Consider the following 20,487-nt stretch of genomic DNA (forward strand, 5'->3'; position numbering starts at 1 on the left):
AGCTTCAACGGCGCCGGCTTGTTCGTGGTGTCGGGTTCGACAGGGCGTATGGCGCCAGGCGAGTCCCCCGGAACCTTGACAGTGATATGTCTCATGAAAGATCCAGGCTGCGATGCAGCACCTCGTTGAAGAAGAGTGGTGATGAATGAATTCCTCGCTTTTCGTAACGCCGGCTCGAGACGCTGTTCCATAAAAAAACTGAATATGCTTACTCGCCAATGCGGGGCGACGTCGGGTGGATGCGCAGCCGAAGTCGCCGCGGTGCGCGCCGCGATCGAGATGGTGCAGCCGCTCAGAGCACAGGCGTCGCGGGCGCAGCGCTGGCGGGCAGCTGGACGATGCGCCCGTCCCGCTCGGTGAAGCGGCCGCTGATGTACATGGTGAGGTCGTCGCCGGCGGCAGGGAAGGTCAGGGCTTCATCGATCATCTCGGTGACTTCCTGCGGTGCAGGTTCGCGCTCGTACGCGCGTTCGCCGCCGTGGTGCCCGGCGAGATTCAACGCGGCGAACAGCATGAGCGAAGCCACTAGGATGTTGTCGTTGGCGGACATGGCTGCGGGATCCGGTTCTCTCGGGTGCTGTCCATGGTCGGCGATGTACCCGGCCGGCGCCAGTTCCCGGACGGCCTATGAACGAAGGCCTAGCCTCACGCACACAAGGAGCTGCGATGCGATCTCTCGAACTGTCCACGGGCGGCACGATGCCAGTGCTCGGCCTCGGCACCTGGCGGATGGGCGAAACGCCGGGCCGGCGCGCGGCCGAAGTGGCCGCGGTGCGCGCCGCGATCGCGATGGGTTATCGCCTCATCGACACCGCCGAGATGTACGGCGAGGGCGGTGCCGAGAAGGTGGTCGGCCAGGCGGTGGCCGAGGCCTTGCGCGCCGGCGACGTGAAGCGCGAGGAGCTCTTCATCGTCAGCAAGGTCTATCCGCACAACGCCAGCCGCAAGGGCACGCCCGCGGCCTGTGCGCGCAGCCTGGCGCGGCTGGGGCTGGACCGCATCGATCTCTATCTGCTGCACTGGCGCGGCGAGCATCCGCTGGCGCACACCTGCGAAGCGATGCGCGCGCTGGTGGCCGCGGGGCGCATCGGGCACTGGGGCGTCAGCAACTTCGACACCGACGACATGGAAGAACTGGCGGCCGTGTGCGGCGCGACGCCGGATTGCGCCGTGAACCAGGTCTACTACTCGGTGGCCGAACGCGGGCCCGAATTCAGCCTGTTGCCCTGGCAGCGTGCGCGAAGGATGCCGCTGATGGCCTACAGCCCGATCGACCAGGGCGCATTGGCCACCGACAAGGGCATGGCGGCGATGGCCGAAGGATTCGGCGTCACCGCCGCGCAGCTCGCGCTCGCCTGGGCCGTGGCGCAGCCGGGTGTCGTCGCGATTCCGAAGGCGGCGCACGAAGCCCATTTGCGCGAGAACCTCGCCGCGGCCGAACTGACGCTCGGCTCCGAGGCGCTCGCGGCCATCGACCGCCTGCATCCACCGCCGCGCGGCAAGAGGCCGCTGGCGATGATCTGAGTCCGCGCCGCCTCAGGTGCGCTTGGCGCCGCGCATCATCAGCATGTAGATCAGCGCACCGGCCACGGCGCCGATGACCCAGCCGAAGTTGTTCTCGGGCAGTACCTTGAAGAGCTGCGTGGAGAACTCCCAGCCGACCGAGATCACACCGGCCAGGCCGAGCGCGACCAGGCCGACCTTGTTCCAGCCGCCGTCATAGTGGTAGCGGCCGCCGGGCGCCATCGTGTAGAGCTGCTGCACGTCGACCACCTGCTTCTTGAGCAGATAGAAGTCGGCCACCATGACGCCGAACATCGGTGCCAGCACGGCGCCGAAGATGCTCACGAACACGGTGATCGCCTTCGGGCTGTCGACGAAGATCCACGGGCACACGATCACCGCGAGGATGGAGGCGATGAGTCCGCCCTTCTTGAAGTCCACATGGCGCGGGAACAGGTTGGCGATGTCGTAGGCCGGCGAGACGAAGTTGGCCACGATGTTGATGCCCATGGTCGCGATCACGAAGGTCACGCTGCCCAGCACCACGGCCAGCTTGTTGTCGATCTTGCCGACGATCTCGACCGGGTCCATGATCATGTGGCCGAACACCTTGGCGCTGCCGGCGGTGACGACCACCACGATGATCGCGAACAGGATGAAGTTGAGCGGCAGACCCAGGAAGTTGCCGACCTTCATGTCGCGCTCGGTCTTCGCGAAGCGGGAGAAGTCGCCGAAGTTCAGCAACAGCGCCGCGAAGTAGGCCACCACCAGCAGGATCGCGCTGCCCATCGCGATGAAGGATTCCGAGCCCGTCAGCACCTTGTCGCCGAGCGTGAGGTCGAGCGCGTCCCAGCCCGCCTTCCAGAGGATCCAGCCCATCAGAAGGAACATCACCACATAGACCGCCGGGCCGCAGAAGTCGATGAACTTGCGGATCGCTTCCATGCCGCGCTGGAAGATCAGGAGCTGGAAGATCCACATGAACAGGAAGCAGCCCCAGCCCAGCAGGTCCAGCCGCAGGATGCTGGTGGCCTGCAGCGAGGCCGCCGCCGGAAAGAACACCAGCACCAGCGTGGCCACCGCCTTCGATGCGAAGTAGGTCTGCACGCCATACCAGACGATGCCGACCACGCCGCGGATCGTGGCCGCGAAGTTGGCGCCCATCACGCCCAGGCTCACGCGCGCCATCACCGGGAACGGGATCCCGTGCTGCTGGCTCGGCCGGCCGATCCAGTTCATCAGCACGTTCACGATGCCGATGCCGATCACCAGCGCCGCGAACACCTGCCAGCCCGACAGTCCGAGCAGGAACAGGCTGGCCGCGAAGGTGTAGCCGCCGACGCTGTGCACGTCGGACATCCACATGGCGAACACGCTGTACGAAGTCCAGGTTTTCTTTGCACCGGTGACGGGCGCCAGATCCTCGTTGATGAGGCGTGGATCGGCGCCTGGAATGCCGTGGACACTGGCTTGCATGATGATCTCCGGTGGATTCGGGAAAGGGGAAGGACTCAGTGAGCCTCGGCCTGCTTGGCGGCCGTGATGATGGCGGCCTCGTCGTGCTTCGCGCCGTTCAGGAACAGATTGAGCGCCACCGCGGCGACGGACGCAAGCAGGATTCCGGACTCCACCAGCGAGTGGATCGCGTGCGGCATCCATTGCTTGAAGTTGGGCGCGATCAGCGGAATCATGCCGATGCCGATCGACACCGCGACGATCATCGCGTTGTGGCGGTTGGTCCTGAAGTCCACGCCGGCGAGGATGCGGATGCCGGTGGCCGCGACCATGCCGAACATCACCAGCCCGGCGCCGCCCAGCACCACGGTGGGCAGCGACTCGACCAGCGCCGCCATCTTGGGCAGCAGGCCGAGCACGATCAGGATCGCGCCGCCGGCCACGCAGACGTAGCGGCTCTTGATGCCGGTCACCGCCACCAGCCCGACGTTCTGCGAGAAGCTGGTGTAGGGGAAGGTGTTGAAGATGCCGCCGATCAGCGTGCCCAGGCCGTCGGTGCGCAGGCCGCGCGCGAGGTCCTTCTGGTCGATTCGGCGGTCGGTCATCTCGCCGAGCGCGAGGAACATCCCGGTCGATTCGATCATCACCACGATCATGATCAGCGTCATGGTCAGGATCAGGACCGGATCGAACTGCGGCATGCCGAAATGGAAGGGCAGCACGATGTCGATCCAGTCCGCGCGGGCCACCTTCTCGAAGGTCATGAAGCCGAAGGCCGAGGCGACGACGGCGCCGATCACGATGCCGAGCAGCACCGAGATGTTGGCGACGAAGCCCTTGGCGTACTTGACGATGAGCAGGATCGACACCAGCACCAGCGCTGCGATGCCGAGGCCGCCCATGTCGGCGTACTTGGGGTTGGGCACCGAAGGCACGATCGACAGGCCCTTGGGGATCGGCGGCACCGCGGAGCCGGGCGAGGTGACGTCGGCCAGCCACTTGGCATAAACCGGGTCCACCAGCGCCGGCGCGGTCGGGCCCACCGGATTGCCGAAGATCCAGTTGATGCCCACGCGCATCAGGCTGATGCCGATGACCGCGATGATGGTGCCGGTCACCACCGGTGGAAAGAAGCGCAGCATGCGCGAGACCAGCGGCGCGATCAGGATCGACACCACGCCGGCGCCGATGATCGCGCCGAACAGCAGCTGCGCGCCGGCCTGGCCCGGATTGGCGTTGGCGATCGCGACCATCGGCGCGACCGAGGCGAAGGTCACGCCCATCATCACCGGCAGCCGGATGCCGAACCACTGCGTGGCGCCGAGCGCCTGGATCAGCGTCGCGATGCCGCAGCAGAACAGGTCGGCCGAGATCAGCAGCGCGACCTCGTGCGGGCTGAGGTTGAGCGCACGGCCGACGATCAGCGGCACGGCCACGGCGCCGGCGTACATCACGAGCACGTGCTGCAGACCGAGTGCGGCGAGCTTGCCGGCCGGCAGTCGCTGGTCGACCGGATGAACGGACGAAGAGACGGTCACGGAAGAAGCGGTCATTGAGGATCTCCAGGTGCCGTGGCGAACGGCGTTATTTTGTACGCCAAACTGTATACACTTCAGTTCGCAAGCCGTATGGCGGAAAACCCGCACTTCCGGCCCGCGTGACGGACACGCGGAACCCCTGCACGTTTCAGGCCAGCAGCGCCTTGACGAGGTCGAGCTGGCGGTCCGGTGCGCCGGTCTCGAGCTGCAGGTTGGCCTCGATGCGCAGCAGGTGGCCGGTCATGTTGGCGACGGCCGCATCGGCATTGCCGCTGCGGCATACGCGCAGGAATTCCGCGTGCTCGTCCGACGAGCAATGCGGGTCGTTGGAGGAGTGGTAGAGCATCGCGATCAGCGAGCTGCGCGCGACCAGCTCGCGGATCAGCTCGGCCAGCGTGTGGTTGCCGGTGGCCTCGGCCAGCGCGACGTGGAAATCGCCCAGCAGTTTCTCGCGCACCGTGCCGGTGGTCGTGGTGGCGCGCAGCGCGGTGCGCTCGAACTGGATGTGCTGCTCCAGCGCCTTGTAGTCGGCGGGCCGGGCCCGCGCGACGAACAGCCGCACCACCTCGCTCTCGAGCAGCCGCCGCACGCCGAACACCTCGCGCGCCTCCTGCACGCTGGGCTTGCTGACGAAGGCGCCCTTGTCGGGAATCATCTCGATCAGCTTCTCCTTGGACAGCGTCAGCAGGGCCGCGCGTATTTTGGTGCGGCTGACCGCATAGACGCGGCCCAGCGCCTCTTCGCGCAGCCAGGTGCCGGGCGGCAGGCGCTTTTCGACGATGGCCGTGGCGATGTCCTGCGCGATGCCTTCGATGGTGGCGCTCTTGTCGGGCACGGCGGGGCTGGCGCTGCTCGGGGGGTCGGGGGCGTAGGTGCTTTGGCGACGCGTGGCATGGGGCGATTGTGGACGACCGACGGCGTGGGCCGCACGCCCGGCTTCAGGCTGCGCGCTTCAGGGGCGGCGTCCTGGCCGGCACTGTGAAGCCTTCGAGCAGTCCGGTCACCGGCTTGGGCAGCGGATGCGCCAGCTCGCCGCGCTTGCTGGTGCGAAGTCGCAGGCTGACCAGCGATTCGATCAGCTGCGTGCCCGCCGCCACACCGTCGACCACCGGCACCCCGAGCACCTGTCCGATGTGCTCGCAGAGGTCGGCCATGCCGGCGCAGCCGAGCACGATGGTGTCGGAGCCGTCCTCGTCCAGTGCGCGTCGGCATTCGTCGATGATGCGTTCGCGTGCTTTCGAGCCCGGCGCTTCCAGTTCGAGCACCGCGATCTCGCAGGCCCGCACGTTGGCGCACAAGCGCTTCATGCCGTAGGCCTCGGCCAGGTGCCAGGCCTGTCCGACGGTGCGGCCGAGCGTGGTCACCACGCTGAAGCGGCTGCCGATCAGGCTGGCCAGATGCATGGCCGCCTCGGCGATGCCGACCACCGGTCCGCGCGCCAGTTCGCGCGCTGCCTTCAGGCCCGGGTCGCCGAAGCAGGCGATCACGTAGCCGTCGATGCCCTCGCGCTCGCCGGCGGCGATCTCGTGCAGCAGGCCGGGCACGGCGAGCGCCTCGTCGTAGTGGCTCTCGATCGAGGCCGGCCCCATCGAAGGGCTGACCGCCACGATCTCGGTGCCGGGCCGGGCGACGGACCGCGCGCAGGCACCGATCTTCTCGGTCATGCTCCAGGTGGTGTTGGGATTGATGATCTTGATGCGCATGAAGAGTCCTCGCTCAGCGCTTGCGGGCGCTGAGCAGCAGATAGGCCACGAAGCCGAGGCCGGTGCCGATGAACCAGGCGTAGTTGGCCGCGCCGCGCAGGGTGGGCACCATCACGCACAGGATCGGCACCAGCGCCGCCGGGATCAGCGCCCAGATGGCGCGCGGGTTGTAGCCGTTGCGATACCAGTATTCGCCGGCCGGGTTGAGGGTGTAGAGCGCGTCGACGTTCACGCGCTGCCTGCGCACCACGTAGAAGTCGGCGATCAGGATGCCGAACAGCGGGCCGATGAAGGAGCCCAGGATGTCCAGCGTGTAGTGGATCACCTCGGGGTTGTTGTACAGGTTCCAGGGCGTGATGAAGACCGAGCCGACGGCGGCGATCATGCCGCCCGTGCGCCAGCTGATCTTCTGCGGATTGACGTTGGAGAAGTCGAAGGCCGGCGACACGAAGTTGGCCACGATGTTGATGCCGACCGTCGCGATCATGAAGGTCAGCGCGCCGATCACCACGGCCATGGTGCTGTCGATCCGGGCGACGGTGTGCACCGGGTCGGTGATGAGTTCGCCGAACACGGGCAGCGTGGCCGCGGTGGTGATCACCGACAGCAGCGAGAAGAACAGGAAGTTGACCGGCAGGCCCCAGAAGTTGCCTTTCTTCACCGCGTCGAAGCTCTTGGCGTAGCGCGAGAAGTCGCCGAAGTTGAGCATCGGGCCGCTGAAGTAGCTGACCACCAGCGCGATCGCGCTCAGCATCACCGGCAGCGCGTCCCAGCCTTCGAACTTGACGCCGCCCAGGCGCATGTCGATGTGGCTCCAGCCGGCCTTCCAGACCAGCCAGGCGCACAGCATCGCCATCACGACGTACACGGCAGGGCCGGCCCAGTCGATGAAGCGGCGGATGGCTTCCATGCCGTGCCAGAAGACGAAGGCCTGCAGCACCCACATCACCATGAACGAGACCCAGCCCAGCGTCGACAGACCGACGAAGCCGTGCTGGGCAACGTTCGCATACGCACTCAGGCTCGGATAGAAATGCAGCGCCAGCAGCATGAAGGCGCCCGACGCCAGATAGGTCTGGATGCCGTACCACGCCACCGCGATCAGCCCGCGGATCACGGCCGGGATGTTGGCGCCCAGCACGCCGAAGGGCGCGCGGCAGACCACGGGGTAGGGCGTGCCCGTCAGCTGGCTGGGCTTGGCCACGAGGTTGCAGAAGAACTGCACGATGCAGATGCCCACCAGCAGCGACACCAGCACCTGCCAGCTCGACAGGCCGAGCGCGAACAGGCTGCCGGCCGTGATGTAGCCGCCGACACTGTGCACGTCGGACATCCAGAAGGCAAAGATGTTGTATTGGCCCCAGGTCTGTTTCCTGAGCGGCGCAAGATCCTCGTTGGTCAGGCGCGGGTCGTAGCCCGGCTTGATCAGCGCATTCGATTCCGCGGGCGATGCATGGCTGGGAAGGGGCAGCTCGATGGTTCCTTGACTGACGGCTGTGTTCACGGATGGACTCCTCGTCGGTGGGGCGGTTGAAGAGACGTCCGGACCGGATGCCCGGCGTCTCAGATTGCACCCGTTATTTGTATACAAAAAATGAGTGCAATCAAGGGCTGACTGAGATTGAAAATTCAGTGTTTTCCCTTGCTGCGAGGCCCTAGCAACGGACGTGCCACAGACTGGCGGCCGCTCTTTGGGGCGGTGGGCTGTCAGCCCTTGAAAACGCGATCGTCGAAAGCGCTGCTGTAGGTCGCCCAGTCCTTGCGCACTTGTTCGGCGCAGTCCTGCGACAGCGCGAGCAACTCGGCCTGCCATTTCCTGCGCTGCGCGAAGGCGATCAGTTCATCGGCCGTGGCCGAGCCATCGCGGCCGGCGCTGCGCAGCTGGCCCCATGCGACCACGCGGCCCATCACCTGCAGCGCCTGCGCCAGTTCGGTCATCGAGCGCTGCGAGCGGTCCAGCGTCATGCGGTCCTCGGACGGCTGCAGGGCGCGCAGCACGCAGGAACCCCCGCCGAAGAGCACGGGCTGCAGGAAGGCCATCGAGACGGCCTGGACGCGCCGCTGCAATGCGACCACGCGGTGCGCCTCCGATTCCCACGCCGGCTGCGGCACCTTCAGGTACGGCGCCAGCGAGGAAGGCAGCGCCTGCTTGAGGTCGAGCAGGTAGTGGCCGTCCGGCGATCCCTTGCCCTGGACCAGGATCGCGAAGCGGTCCACGCCGAGGCTGCCGGTGCCCGCGATGCGGCGCGCGATGTCGATCACTTCGTAGAAGGCAGGGTCGGACTGCCTGGCGGCGAACGCGGCCATGAATTCGCCGATCGCCGCGCGCTGCGCCGCCGTCGCGGGAAGCGCCTTCTTGCCGTCGACGCGCAGCACGCGCCGGCCGCGCTGGACCGTGGTGCGCGCAGCGAGAAGCCGGGCGCGCGGCCGATGGCGCAGGCCGTCGAGCAGTTCCCGGACCAGGCCATGCGCCGTGTCGCGTTCGACCCAGTACGCCTTTCCCTCGGCCAGGGAAGAGACATAGGCCTGCAGGAAATCCTTGCACAGCGCGCTCGCTTCGCGCGGGCTGATCGACAGGCTGTCGGCGCCGACGCGCAGGCTGGCCAGCAGGCGCACGAGGTCCCAGCTGGCCGGCGCCAGCATCGCTTCGTCGAAGTCGTTGATGTCGAAATAGACGAGGCGGTTGTCGCCCTTGTAGCTGCCGAAGTTCTCCAGGTGCAGATCGCCGCAGGCCCAGACCCGCGGCGCCGTCCTGAACAGGCCGCCGCGCGGCAGGCGCTCGTAGAACAGATGGTCGGTCCCGCGCAGGAACGCGAACGCGCTGGCGCGCATCAGCCGGTACTTGATCTGCAGGCGCTCGGGATCCCGGCCGGCGTTGAAGGCCTGCAGGCGGCGCACGACGTTCATGCCTGTCCTTTCGGTTGCTGCGCGGCGCGCGCGGCCTGCACGGCATCGTCGACGCTCCAGAACATGCCATCCGTGCGGCCGAGGCCGTCGGGGTCCAGGAAATGCAGCAGATCGCGCACCGGCTCCTTGACGCGGGCCAGCACGAGCGAGCGTCCGCTTCCGCGCAGATGCTGGTTCAGTTCGAGCAGGCACTCGGCGGCCGTGCTGTCGAGGTCCGAACTCTCCTCGAGGCTGAGGACCACGACACGCAGATCGTCGCGGCCTTCGAGCTTGTGGAGGATGGTCGAGACGACGCGCTCGGCACAGGCGAAGAACAGGGGCTCCTCCGGCCGCAGGACCAGCAGCCCCGGCACCGCGGCCGCGCCCGAATGGCCATCGAGCGCGACGAAATTGCGCGTCGCGCCGAGCTCGCCGAGCTCGTGTACCACCGGCTGGCTGAAGCGCCGCAGCGCGGCCAGCAGCGACAGCGCGATCGCGATCAACATGCCGTACAGCACGCCGAAGAAGAGCACGGCCGCCACCGCGCCGACGATCAACAGGCGGTCGCGATTCATGCGCCAGGTCGTCAACAGCGGCCGCGCCGACAGCGCATGCCACAGCGCGCTGATCACCGCGACCGCCAGCACCGGGCGCGGCAGCAGATGCACCGCCGGCAGCGCGAAGGCCACCGCCAGGCCGACCGCGACCAGCGCCGCCACGCCAGCCCATCGGCTGCTCGCACCCGCGGCCGCATTGGCCGAGGTCGCCGAGAAGCCGGCGCCCACCGGCATGCCCTGGAACAAGGCGGCGCCGATGTTGCATGCGCCCAGCACCATCAGCTCACGGTTGGCATCCAGCGTGTCGCCGTGGGCCAGTGCCATCGTCCGCATGCTGCCCCACGACTCGGCGAAGATCAGCACGACCAGGCCGACGGCGAGCTCGCCGGCCGTCACCCACTCGGCCCACGGCAGCCGCGGCACGTCGAAATGGAAAGCCGGCGCTTCGATCACGCCGACTTCCGCCACGCCGAGCGCCTTCAGGTCGAGCCCGTACGCGGCCGCGATCGCCAGCGCGATCACCAGCATCGATGCCGGCACCCGGGGCCATCGTTTCAGGCCCGCGATCAGGGCACCCGCGAGCAGCGCGACCGCGACCGTGGGCACATGCCATTCGCGCACGTGGGTGACGGCGAACAGCAGTGCATGGAAGGGGTCTGCGCCGGCCTTCTGCGGCAATTCGAAGCCGAAGGCATCGGGCAGCTGCTTGATCACGATGGTGATCGCGAGTGCGAAGGCGAAGCCGCGCAGCACCGGCCGCGACACGAAGGCGGAGAGCTGCCCCTGTCGCGCCCAGGCCAGCAACACCAGCACCACGCCGGCCATCAGCACCAGGGCCGTGAAGGCGCCGGCATACGCAGCCGGATCCGCCGACGCGCCCGGCGCGGCGATCGACATCGCCGCCGCGGCCGACAGCACCGCCGTCGACGAGGTCGGCGCCACGATGGCGAAGCGGCTGCGCCCGAGCGCGGCGTACAGCGCGAGACCGATCATCGCCGCGGTCAGCGCGTGGACGGCCGGAAGATGGGCGAGGCCTGCGTACGCGACGGCCTCGGGGATCAGCAAGCCCGCGACGCACAGGCCGGCGGCGAGGTCCTGCCAGCGCGATGCGCCGGGCGGGTTCAGCGCCAGCCTCGGTGCCAGCCCTGTTGGGGGTGATGCCATCCCCAACCATAACGCGGGTGATAGGCCCACACGAAACCCGGCCCCGGAATTGCGTAGGTGGGTGCGACATAGGCCACACCCGGCGGCGCTTCATAGCCGGCGTAGGGCACCGCGGGTTGCACCACGCAGCCGGCCAGAAGCGCGGCTGCCAGCGCTGAACTCAGAACGATGAGCCTCATGACGAGATTCTCCCGATGGACGACATGGCATCTCCAACGCCGCATGCGAACGGCCTGTTGACCCTTCGCATGCATCCATCTGTAAAGGCGCGGCAAAAGGGGCGGCGGCCGATGCCGCGCGCCCGTCCGTCAGCCGAGCAGGTCGCCGAGCGTGCGCGCGATCACCTTGGTGGCGCGCCGCAGGTCTTCCAGCAGCACGCGCTCGTCGTTGCGCTTGGCATGCGACTCCAGCACCGTGCGCGGCCCGGCGCCGTAGATCACGCCCGGGATGCCGGCCTCGCCGTACAGCCGCACGTCGGTGTAGAGCGGCGTGCCCATCGCCTTGATCGGCTCGCCGAAGATCTCCTGGCCGTGCTTCTGGATCGCATCGACCAGCGGCTTGTTGCCGGGCAGCGGCTTCATCGAATTGGCGAGCAGCATGCGCCGGATCTCGACCGTGATGCCGCTGCGCTCGGCCGCCGCGTCGGCGATGACCTTGCGGATCGTGGCCTCGACCTGCGCCGGGTTCTCCTCGGGGATCATGCGGCGGTCGAGCTTGAACACGACCTTGCCGGGGATCACGTTGGTGTTGGTGCCGCCGTCGATGCGGCCGACGTTGAGGTACGGGTGCGTGATGCCCTCGACCTTCGACGTCACCTGCCGGTAGAGCACGTTCTGCGCATAGAGCGCGTTGAGGATGTGCACCGCGCCCTGCAGCGCGTCGACCCCGGTGCTCGGAACGGCCGCATGCGCCATCTTGCCGTGCACCGTCACTTCCATCTGCAGGCAGCCGTTGTGGGCCGTGACGACCTCGTAGCTGAAGCCGGCCGCGATCATCAGGTCGGGCTTGGTGAGGCCCTTCTTCAGCAGCCAGCCCGGCCCGAGGATGCCGCCGAATTCCTCGTCGTAGGTGAAGTGCAGTTCGATGCTGCCCTTGGCGGGCCGTGCGACCGCTTCGAGCGCGCGCAGCGCGAAGGTGAAGCTCGCGAAATCGCTCTTGCTGACCGCTGCGGCGCGGCCGTAGAGGCTGCCGCCATCGATCTCGCCCCCATAGGGATCGTGTGCCCAGCCTTCGCCGGGCGGCACCACGTCGCCGTGCGCATTGAGTGCAATGGTGAGGCCTTCGCCGTACTTGCGGCGCACGATCAGGTTGGTGATCGATTCGAGCCCGTAGTCCTTCACTTCCTGCTCGGGCACGGCGTGCTTCTCGGCCTCGAAGCCGAAGTCCTTCAGCAGCTCGGCCGTCCGCTCGGCATGCGGTGCGTTGTTGCCGGGCGGTGTGTCGGTCGGCACGCGCACCAGTTGCTGGAGGAACTGCACTTCCTCGTCGAAGTGGGCATCGATCCAGGCGTCGAGTTTTTGGTAGTCGGTCATGGTGTCAGTGGGCCTGTTCGGAGGCCAGGTTGTCGAGCAGCAGCTGGAACGCTTGCACCCCCAGCTGGATGTCGTCGTTGGTGCTCGATTCGAGCGGGTTGTGGCTGATGCCCGAATTGATGCCGCGCACGAACAGCATGGCCTGCGGCATCACTTCGTGCAGCTTCATCGCATCGTGGCCGGCGCCGCTGGGCATGCGAAAGAGCGGCACGCCGAGCGCATCGACCGCCTTCTCCCAGCGCTGCTGCCATTCGGGCGCGCTCGGCGCGGCGGCGGCACGCATCGATTCCTCGAGCACGTAACGCACGCCGCGGCGATCGCAGATTTCCTTCAGCGCCGCCAGCACGTCGGCCACCATCGCGTCGCGCTGCGGATCGTTCGGCGCACGCAGGTCGAGGCTGAACTTGCAGCGCCCGGGCACCACATTGATCGAGCCGCTCGGCACCTCGAGCATGCCGACGGTGGCGACCGAGTCGCCGTCCTTCGCGGCGCGCTGTTCGGCGAACAGGATCAGCTCGGCCACCGCGGCCGCGGCGTCGTTGCGGCGGCCCATCGGCGTGGTGCCGGCGTGGCTGGCCATGCCGATCACTTCGCCGACGTAGCGCAGGCCGCCGTTGATCGAGGTGACGATGCCCAGCGGCAGATCGAGCTCGGTGAGCACCGGCCCCTGCTCGATGTGCACCTCGACGAAACCGAGGTAGCGCGACGGATCGCGCTCGAGGCCGGCGATCTCCTCGTCCTTCAATCCGGCATGGGCGCGCGCCTCGCGCATCGTGATGCCGTCGGCGTCCTTCTGGTCGAGCCAGGCCGGGTTGAAATGGCCGGTCAGCGCGCCGGAGCCGAGGAAGGTGGCCTTGTAGCGCTGGCCTTCTTCTTCCGCGAAACCCACCACCTCGAAGGCGAAGGGCAGGCGGCGCTTCTGCCGCTGGAGTTCGCGCACGCAGGCCATCGGCGTGAAGATGCCGAGCCGGCCGTCGTACTTGCCGCCGTTGCGCACGGTGTCGTAGTGCGAGCCGGTCAGCAGCGTCTTCGCATCCGGCGTGGCGGCTTCGTAGCGGCCGACCACGTTGCCCACGGCGTCGATCTGCACGCTGTCGAAGCCGGCCTCGCGCATGCCCTCGGCGATCTGCTGCGCGCAGGCGCGGTGCGCGTCGGTCAGGTAGGTCACGGTGAGCTGGCCCTTCTCGGCATAGCCCGGATCGGTGTGCTTCGCGAGCGCTTCGTGCCAGTCCCAGACCTCGTTGCCGAGCACCGGCTCGGCATCGAACTTGTCGTCGAGCCGGATCTCCGCGATGCGGTGGATGTTGCGCAGCGCCTCGCCGAGCTCGAAGGCCGGATGGTGGTGCAGCCGGCGTTCGAAGGTCTCGATGATCTCGCGCTTGGCCGAGCCGGTGCCGCGCGGCCCGCGCACCGCGAGGATGAAGGGAAAGCCGAACTTCGCGTTGTAGTCGGCATTGAGCTGCTGGATCTTTGCGAACTCCTCGGGCGTGCAATCGGTGAGGCCCGCCTTGCTCTGTTCGTTCGTCGATTCGGCCGTGAGGCTCTTGCTCACCATGGCCTTGCCCGCGAGTTCGGGGTGGGCGCGGATCAGGCCGAGTTTGTCAGCTTGCGATGCCGCGGTCACGGCCTGCGCCAGCGCGTACTTGAGGTGCGCGAGCGAACGGAAGGGCCGCGCCGCAAGCGCCTTGGCGGCGATCCACGGCGAATGCTCGTAGACGCCGTCGAGCAGCGCGGCGGCCTGGTCGGGCGAGGCTGCATTCAATTGGTCGAGGGTGAGGGCCATGTCAGTCTCCGTGGGTCGCGACGTAGGGATGCTGTGTCTTCCAGTGCCGCGCGATGTCGAGCCGGCGGCAGACCCAGACGCGGTCGTGCGCGGCGATGTGGTCCAGGAAGCGCTGCAGCGCCGTGATGCGCCCCGGCCGTCCGAGCAGGCGGCAATGCATGCCGATGCTCATCATCTTGGGCGCCTCGTCGCCTTCGGCATAGAGCGCGTCGAAGCTGTCCTTCATGTACTGGAAGAACGGGTCGGCGTGCGAATAGCCCTGCGGCAGCGCGAAGCGCATGTCGTTGCAATCGAGCGTGTAGGGAACGATCAGCTGCGGCACGACCTCGCCATCGGTCTTGCGCACCTTCATCCAGAAGGGCAGGTCGTCGCCGTAGTAGTCGCTGTCGTATTCGAAGCCGCCGTAGTCGGCCACCAGGCGGCGCGTGCGCGGGCTGTCGCGGCCGGTGTACCAGCCGAGGGCGCGTTCGCCGGTGGCGCGTTCGATGGCTTCCATGCCCAGGCGCATGTGCTCGCGTTCGGTGGCCTCGTCGAGGTTCTGGTAGTGGATCCAGCGCCAGCCGTGGCAGGCGATCTCGTGGCCGAGTTCCTTGAAGGCGACCGCGATCTCGGGATAGCGCTCCAGCGCCATGCCGACGCCGAACACCGTCAGCGGCAGGCCGCGCTTCTCGAACTCGCGCAGGATGCGCCAGACGCCCGCGCGCGAGCCGTATTCGTAGATCCCTTCCATGCTGATGTGGCGGTCCGGGAAGCTCGCGGGATTGAACATCTCGGAGAGGAACTGCTCGGAGCCCGCGTCGCCGTGCAGCACGCAGTTCTCGCTGCCTTCCTCGTAGTTGAGAACGAACTGCACCGCGATGCGCGCCCGGCCGGGCCATTGCGCATGCGGCGGGTTGCGGCCGTAGCCGACCAGGTCGCGCGGATAGGACAGGGTGGTGTCGTAGCTGCTCATGGGTATTCAGGCCAGTGCAAGGGAGATGTCGTGGGTCGGGACTTTGCGGTCGAAGGTGAGGTTGGCCTCGACGTTCATCAGGTGATCGGTCATGAGCTTGACGGCGCGCTCCTCGTCGCGGGCGGCGAGCGCCTTCACGATGTCGGCATGCTCGTCGTTCGAATGCTCGGCCGCCGTCGCGCTCTGGTACATCAGGGTGATGAGCGCGCAGCGCGAGATCAGCTCGCCGAGGATCTGGGCCAGCACGGTGTTGCCCATCAGCTCGGCCATGCGCACGTGGAAGTCGCCGAGCAGCTCGGTGCGGCCCGAGATGTCCTCGCCGGACACGGCGGCTTTCTCGAGCGCCACGTGTTCCTTCAGCGCCTTGATCTTGGCCGGCGTCACGCTGCGCACGAAGGCGCGCGTCATCTCGGCCTCCAGCATGCGGCGCACCGCGAACACCTGCCGGGCCTCGTCGACCGCGGGCGCCGCGACGAAGGCGCCGCGCGCGGGTTCGAGCCGGATCAGCTTGTTCTGCGACAGCTGGAAAAGGGCCTGCCGCACCAGGGTGCGGGAGACGCCGAAGTGGTCGGCCAGCTTCTGCTCGGCCAGCTTGCTGCCGGGTTGCAGGCGGTGCTCCACAATGGCTTTGGTCAGCGCGTCGACGATCGCGCGGGTGGTGGTCGAGTCCATGTTTTTCATGATAGACCCAAAGCCTATAACTGTATACACTTTTGTCGACCGTAATTTCCCGAATGCACCGAAGGAGCACTCCATGGGCCTGAGCACCCACGTACTGGACACCATGCACGGCGGCCCGGCCGCTGGCATGGAGGTCGCGCTGTTCACCACCGACGGCACGGATGAAAACGCGCGCGCGACCCTGGTGCGCCGCTTCACGCTGAACGCGGACGGCCGCAGCGACGGGCCGCTCTACGACAACAGCACGCTGAAGGCCGGCACCTACCGGCTGGTGTTCGATGTCGCGGGTTATTTCAAGGCGCGCGGCGTGAAGCTGCCCGAGCCGAACTTCCTCAACCGCGTGGCGCTCGACTTCGGCGTTGCGCACACCGACGAGCACTACCACGTGCCGTTGCTGGTGAGCCCATGGAGCTATTCGACTTACAGGGGCTCATAAGCCCGTTTGCTGGCCTTCGCTGAGCGTATCGAGTTGGAAATGGCCCTCGTCATCCCACAGCCAGGTATCGGTCCACGTGACCTTGCCCAACTGCGTCGCGGCGGGGAAGGGCGAGGCCTGCAGCACCATGCGTTCGGTCTCGGCGATCGCATCGGGCGCATGCGTGGGCGCGCGCAGCCAGTGCATCGAGAGCACCTTGCCGCCGGCATCGAGGTTGACCTGCAGCGTGCCGACCGCATAGAGCAGGGGGGGCAGCTTGCCGGCGTAGATGCGGCTTTTGTTGGCGGCATAGATGTGGCGCGCCGCGTCGCGCCGGTAGTCGCGCGCGGTGGCTGCGCGCGAGGGCGATGGCCGCGGGCCGGACGCTTCGGCGGGATTGGCCGTGGCCTTCGAGAGCTGTCCCGGCACGGTGCCGGCGATCGGTGCGGTGGGATTGCTGCCGCAGGCGGAGAGCCAGAGCGCGGAGAGCAGGGCGCCGGCCCGGGCGAGGCGGCGCGTCATGGGCTTGGAATTCATCGGCGCGGTTATACCGTGCCCGCATCCGGGCCCCGCAACCGGAGGTATCGGCAATGAGCGGCGCGGTCGACGAACTGCTCGCGCGCCTGAAGCGCGAGAGCGGCGTGCTGGTGCGCGTCGAGTCGACCCAGGGCTCCGCGCCGCGTGAGGCCGGCACCTGGATGGCGGTGTGGGCCGACGGGCTCACGGCCACCATCGGTGGCGGCCAGCTCGAATTCCAGGCCACGGATGAAGCGCGCGCCTGGCTCGCCGGTGGGCCGCCCATCGAGGGCGTGCAGCGCTATCCGCTCGGCCCGAGCCTGGGCCAGTGCTGCGGCGGTGTCGTGTTCCTCTCGTTCCGCCGCATCTCGGCCGCGGACGCGAAGGCGCTGCAGACCGAATTGCTGGCGCACCTCGAACCGGTCGCGTTGTTCGGCGGCGGCCACGTGGGCGCGGCGCTCGCGCGGTTGCTGTCGACGCTGCCCTTCTCGGTACGCTGGATCGACAGCCGCGACGGCGTGTTTCCCGACGACCTGCCGGCACAGATCGAGACCGAGCATTCCGATCCCGTGCAGGACGCGGTCGCGCAGCTCGCGACGGGCTCGCGCGTGCTGATCATGAGCTTCAGCCATGCGGAGGATCTCGACATCGTGATCGCCTGCCTGAAGCGCCTGCGCGCCCGCGGCGACCTGCCTTACGTGGGCCTGATCGGCAGCAAGACCAAGTGGGCGACCTTCCGCCATCGGCTGGAGGCACGCGGCTTCACGGCCGAGGAAATGGCCCGCATCACCTGCCCGATCGGCGTGCCGGGCATCACGGGCAAGGAGCCGGAAGTGATCGCCGTCGCCGTGGCGGCACAGCTGTTGCAGCAATGAGCACCCCCCCAGGCTTGCCCACTACGTGTGGCCGCCCACCCCCTTGCAGGGGGCAATACCTGCGACCCCGGCGAAGCCGGTTCCGCGGCATTCCTGGAATGGGGCTTGCATGGATGCAGGGTTTTCCTGCACATCGCATGAAGATAATTCCCTCAATCTTCTGGAAAAAGTGTATACACTTCAGTCCACAACAAGCCGCAGCGGAGCGAGGTCCCCAGCAGGGTCTGCGTTCGCGGCACTTTCTCTGCTTACAGCGCCCGCAGTGGTGAGCAGGCCGGAACCACACCACGGCGCCCTCACGCGCCGACAAGGTTGAGAGCACATGGAAAGCTACTACCTCGACTGGGCCAATCTGCTGCTGCGCTGGGTCCACGTCATCACCGCCGTCGCCTGGATCGGCGCCTCCTTCTACTTCGTGATGCTGGACAACAGCCTGGAGAAGCCCGAGGACCAGGAGTCGCTGGACAAGGGCGTGGGCGGCGAGCAATGGGCCGTGCACGGCGGCGGCTTCTACAACCTGCAGAAGTACGCGCTGTCGCCCAAGAAGCTGCCCGAGCACCTGCACTGGTCGTACTGGGAAAGCTATTCGACCTGGCTCACCGGGTTCGGGCTCTTCACCATGTCGTACCTGTGGAACGCCAGCACCTACCTGATCGACAAGTCGAAGATGGACTGGCAGCCCGGCGCCGCGATCGGCGTGGCGCTCGCCTTCTTCGTCGTGTTCTGGATCGTCTACGACGGCATCTGCCAGATCTTCGGCCAGCGCAAGAACGGCGACACCATCGTCGGCGTGCTGGTCGCCGTCTTCATCGCTTTCGCGGCCTGGCTGGCCTGCCACTGGTTCGCGGGCCGCGCGGCCTTCCTGCTGGTGGGCGCGATGATGGCCACGACCATGAGCGGCAACGTGTTCTTCTGGATCATTCCCGGCCAGCGCAAGAACGTGGCCGCGCTGCGCGAGGGCCTGCCGGTGGATCCGATCCACGGCCAGCGCGGCAAACAGCGCAGCGTGCACAACACCTACTTCACGCTGCCCGTGGTGTTCGCGATGCTGAGCAACCACTACAGCTTCACCTACACCAACCAGTACAACTGGATCGTGCTGCTGCTGATCATGCTCGGCGGCGCGGCCATCCGGCAGTTCTTCGTGGTGCGGCACCGCTTCAAGCTCGGCAATGCGCGCAACCCGATTCCCTATGCGCTGTTCGGCATCGCCGTGCTCGGGCTCACCATCGTCTGGATGAAGCCCGAACCCGCCGCCGAGCCGGCGCCGGGCGCGGCGGCGCAGAAGGTGTCCTATGGCGACGTGCAGAAGATCTTCGAGGCACGCTGCTACATGTGCCACGGCGCGCAGGTGCAGATGAAGAACGTGCGCCTCGATTCGCCCGATCAGGTCGCCGCGCATGCGCAGGCCGTGTACCAGCAGGCGGTCGTCACCAAGATCATGCCGATGAACAATGCGACCGGCATCACCGATGCGGAGCGCGCGATGATCGGCAAATGGTTCGAGGCGGGAGCGCCCACCAAGTAATCGAAGCCCGCTCCCGCATGACTTCTGGGAGAGGGAGCGAAGACAATCGGCAGTGGAGAAGTCAATGAACGCATCACGCACCGCACCCAACCCCCGCACCGCCCCGCGCGAATTTCTCGAACACCTCTACCGCGTCGCCGTCGAGCGCGCGCTGCCTCTGGCCAGCATGGGCCCGCACCTGCCCAAGCCGCCCAAGGGCCGTACGCTGGTGCTCGGCGCCGGCAAGGCCGGCGGCTCGATGGCGCAGGCGCTGGAAGCGCTGTGGCCCGCCGATGCGCCGCTGTCGGGCCTGGTGGTCACGCGCTACGGCCACATCCCGCCGCGGCCCGAAGGCCTGGCGCAGCGCATCGAACTCGTCGAGGCCGCGCATCCGGTGCCCGACGCAGCCGGCGAGAAGGCCGCCGCGCGCATCCTCGCACTGACCGAAGGCCTCACGGCCGACGACCTCGTGCTGTGCCTGATCTCGGGCGGCGGCTCGTCGGTGCTCACGCTGCCGGCCGAGGGCCTGACGCTGGAGGACAAGCAGCGCGTCAACCAGCAACTGCTCGAATCGGGCGCCGGCATCGGCGAGATGAACTGCGTGCGCAAGCACTTGTCGCGCATCAAGGGCGGCCGTCTCGCCGCCGCCTGCGCGCCGGCGCAGGTGGTCACGCTCACCATCAGCGACGTGCCGGGCGACGACCCGGCCATCATCGCGAGCGGCCCCACCGTGCCCGATGCCAGCACCTGTGCCGACGCGCTGGCCATCCTGGGCCGCTACCGCATCGAGGTGCCGGCGGGCGTGCGCGCGCAACTCGAAAGCGGCGCGCTCGAAACGCCGAAGCCGGCCGACGTGGTGTTCAAGGGCCATGCCACGCACCTGATCGCGACGCCGCAGCAATCGCTCGAAGCCGCTGCCGCGGCTGCGCGCGCGGCCGGCCTCGAGGCGCACATCCTGAGCGACGAGATGGAAGGCGAGTCGCGCGAGGTCGGCAAGGTGCATGCCGCGCTCGCGCGTGCCGTGGCGCTGCGCGGCGAGCCTTTCGCGAAGCCCTGCGTGATCCTTTCGGGCGGCGAGACCACGGTCACGATCCGTCCGCGCCAGCCGGGCCAGCCCAAGGGCCGCGGCGGCCGGGCCGGCGAGTTCTGCATGGGCCTGGCGGGCGCGCTGATGGGTCAGCCCGGCGTCTGGGCGTTGGCCGCCGACACCGACGGCATCGACGGCGTCGAGGACAACGCCGGCGCCTTCGTCACGCCCGACACGCTCGCGCGCGCCGAAGCCGCGGGCTGCAAGCTGGCCGCGCACCTCGACCGCAACGATGCCTACGGTTACTTCGATGCGATCGGCGACCTGCTGGTCACCGGGCCGACGCATACCAACGTGAACGACTTCCGGGCGCTGCTGGTTCTTTGAAACGCG

The 20,487-nt window shown here is 67.7% G+C and carries 19 protein-coding genes; 5 read left to right on the plus strand and 14 right to left on the minus strand.

Translation table 11 applies throughout. The features are described from left to right. Positions 1 to 292: 292 nt before the first annotated feature. Positions 293 to 550, minus strand: a complete 258-nt coding sequence (locus tag E5P2_RS07395) for a hypothetical protein (protein WP_162566483.1) — start codon at positions 548 to 550, stop codon at positions 293 to 295. Between the two features lie 116 nt (positions 551 to 666). Here E5P2_RS07395 and E5P2_RS07400 point away from each other — a divergent pair, with 116 nt between their 5' ends. Beyond that, entirely contained in the window at positions 667 to 1,524 is an 858-nt protein-coding gene (locus E5P2_RS07400; protein ID WP_162566484.1) for an aldo/keto reductase, read from the plus strand. A 12-nt stretch (positions 1,525 to 1,536) separates the two neighbouring features. On the opposite strand, the gene E5P2_RS07405 is transcribed toward E5P2_RS07400, so the two are convergent. From E5P2_RS07405 to E5P2_RS07460, 12 genes are all read right to left on the minus strand, one after another. Then, positions 1,537 to 2,979: an NCS1 family nucleobase:cation symporter-1 gene (locus E5P2_RS07405; protein ID WP_162566485.1), complete on the minus strand. Its 1,443-nt coding sequence runs from the start codon at positions 2,977 to 2,979 to the stop codon at positions 1,537 to 1,539. 35 nt (positions 2,980 to 3,014) lie between these two features. Continuing rightward, positions 3,015 to 4,511, minus strand: a complete 1,497-nt coding sequence (locus tag E5P2_RS07410; RefSeq protein ID WP_162566486.1) for a nucleobase:cation symporter-2 family protein — start codon at positions 4,509 to 4,511, stop codon at positions 3,015 to 3,017. Between the two features lie 133 nt (positions 4,512 to 4,644). Further along, entirely contained in the window at positions 4,645 to 5,331 is a 687-nt protein-coding gene (locus E5P2_RS07415; protein ID WP_162566487.1) for a GntR family transcriptional regulator, read from the minus strand. Between the two features lie 103 nt (positions 5,332 to 5,434). Next, positions 5,435 to 6,199: an aspartate/glutamate racemase family protein gene (locus tag E5P2_RS07420; protein ID WP_162566488.1), complete on the minus strand. Its 765-nt coding sequence runs from the start codon at positions 6,197 to 6,199 to the stop codon at positions 5,435 to 5,437. Positions 6,200 to 6,212: 13 nt separating this feature from the next. Beyond that, a complete protein-coding gene (locus E5P2_RS07425; RefSeq protein WP_162566489.1) occupies positions 6,213 to 7,703 on the minus strand; it encodes an NCS1 family nucleobase:cation symporter-1 in 1,491 nt (496 codons plus the stop codon). A 203-nt stretch (positions 7,704 to 7,906) separates the two neighbouring features. Next, positions 7,907 to 9,106 (minus strand): DUF2252 domain-containing protein, encoded by a 1,200-nt coding sequence (locus E5P2_RS07430; protein ID WP_162566490.1) that lies wholly within the window; start codon positions 9,104 to 9,106, stop codon positions 7,907 to 7,909. After that, complete coding sequence (locus tag E5P2_RS07435) at positions 9,103 to 10,806, minus strand: SulP family inorganic anion transporter (protein ID WP_162566491.1); 1,704 nt, start codon at positions 10,804 to 10,806, stop codon at positions 9,103 to 9,105. The genes E5P2_RS07430 and E5P2_RS07435 overlap by 4 nt, the downstream gene beginning before the upstream one ends. Then, positions 10,764 to 10,985, minus strand: a complete 222-nt coding sequence (locus tag E5P2_RS07440; RefSeq protein WP_162566492.1) for a hypothetical protein — start codon at positions 10,983 to 10,985, stop codon at positions 10,764 to 10,766. The genes E5P2_RS07435 and E5P2_RS07440 overlap by 43 nt, the downstream gene beginning before the upstream one ends. 129 nt (positions 10,986 to 11,114) lie before the next feature. Then, positions 11,115 to 12,338: a M20 family metallopeptidase gene (locus tag E5P2_RS07445; protein WP_162566493.1), complete on the minus strand. Its 1,224-nt coding sequence runs from the start codon at positions 12,336 to 12,338 to the stop codon at positions 11,115 to 11,117. Between the two features lie 4 nt (positions 12,339 to 12,342). Continuing rightward, on the minus strand, positions 12,343 to 14,121 hold the full coding sequence (gene uraD / locus E5P2_RS07450; RefSeq protein ID WP_162566494.1) for a 2-oxo-4-hydroxy-4-carboxy-5-ureidoimidazoline decarboxylase: 1,779 nt from the start codon (positions 14,119 to 14,121) through the stop codon (positions 12,343 to 12,345). A gap of 1 nt (position 14,122) precedes the next feature. After that, positions 14,123 to 15,073, minus strand: coding sequence for an allantoinase PuuE (puuE, locus tag E5P2_RS07455; protein ID WP_162566495.1), 951 nt, complete (start codon positions 15,071 to 15,073; stop codon positions 14,123 to 14,125). Positions 15,074 to 15,079: 6 nt separating this feature from the next. Then, positions 15,080 to 15,754 (minus strand): GntR family transcriptional regulator, encoded by a 675-nt coding sequence (locus tag E5P2_RS07460; RefSeq protein WP_162566496.1) that lies wholly within the window; start codon positions 15,752 to 15,754, stop codon positions 15,080 to 15,082. Positions 15,755 to 15,827: 73 nt separating this feature from the next. On the opposite strand from E5P2_RS07460, the gene uraH reads away from it, so the two are divergent. Continuing rightward, positions 15,828 to 16,190, plus strand: a complete 363-nt coding sequence (gene uraH, locus E5P2_RS07465) for a hydroxyisourate hydrolase (RefSeq protein ID WP_162566497.1) — start codon at positions 15,828 to 15,830, stop codon at positions 16,188 to 16,190. Here uraH and E5P2_RS07470 read toward each other — a convergent pair. After that, on the minus strand, positions 16,185 to 16,706 hold the full coding sequence (locus E5P2_RS07470; RefSeq protein ID WP_162566498.1) for a hypothetical protein: 522 nt from the start codon (positions 16,704 to 16,706) through the stop codon (positions 16,185 to 16,187). The two genes, uraH and E5P2_RS07470, sit on opposite strands and share 6 nt — an antisense overlap. 53 nt (positions 16,707 to 16,759) lie before the next feature. Here E5P2_RS07470 and xdhC point away from each other — a divergent pair, with 53 nt between their 5' ends. The 3 genes from xdhC to E5P2_RS07485 all read left to right on the plus strand — a co-directional run bounded on the left by xdhC (position 16,760) and on the right by E5P2_RS07485 (position 20,481). Beyond that, the gene (gene xdhC, locus E5P2_RS07475) at positions 16,760 to 17,560 is read left to right on the plus strand and encodes a xanthine dehydrogenase accessory protein XdhC (RefSeq protein WP_162566499.1); all 801 of its coding nucleotides are present in this window, start codon (positions 16,760 to 16,762) and stop codon (positions 17,558 to 17,560) included. A 322-nt stretch (positions 17,561 to 17,882) separates the two neighbouring features. Then, the gene (locus E5P2_RS07480) at positions 17,883 to 19,088 is read left to right on the plus strand and encodes a urate hydroxylase PuuD (protein ID WP_162566500.1); all 1,206 of its coding nucleotides are present in this window, start codon (positions 17,883 to 17,885) and stop codon (positions 19,086 to 19,088) included. A gap of 64 nt (positions 19,089 to 19,152) precedes the next feature. After that, on the plus strand, positions 19,153 to 20,481 hold the full coding sequence (locus E5P2_RS07485) for a glycerate kinase type-2 family protein (protein ID WP_162566501.1): 1,329 nt from the start codon (positions 19,153 to 19,155) through the stop codon (positions 20,479 to 20,481). The last annotated feature ends 6 nt before the right edge of the window (positions 20,482 to 20,487 follow it).

Source organism: Variovorax sp. SRS16, from assembly GCF_901827165.1.
In the GTDB taxonomy this organism is placed as follows: Bacteria; Pseudomonadota; Gammaproteobacteria; order Burkholderiales; family Burkholderiaceae_C; genus Variovorax.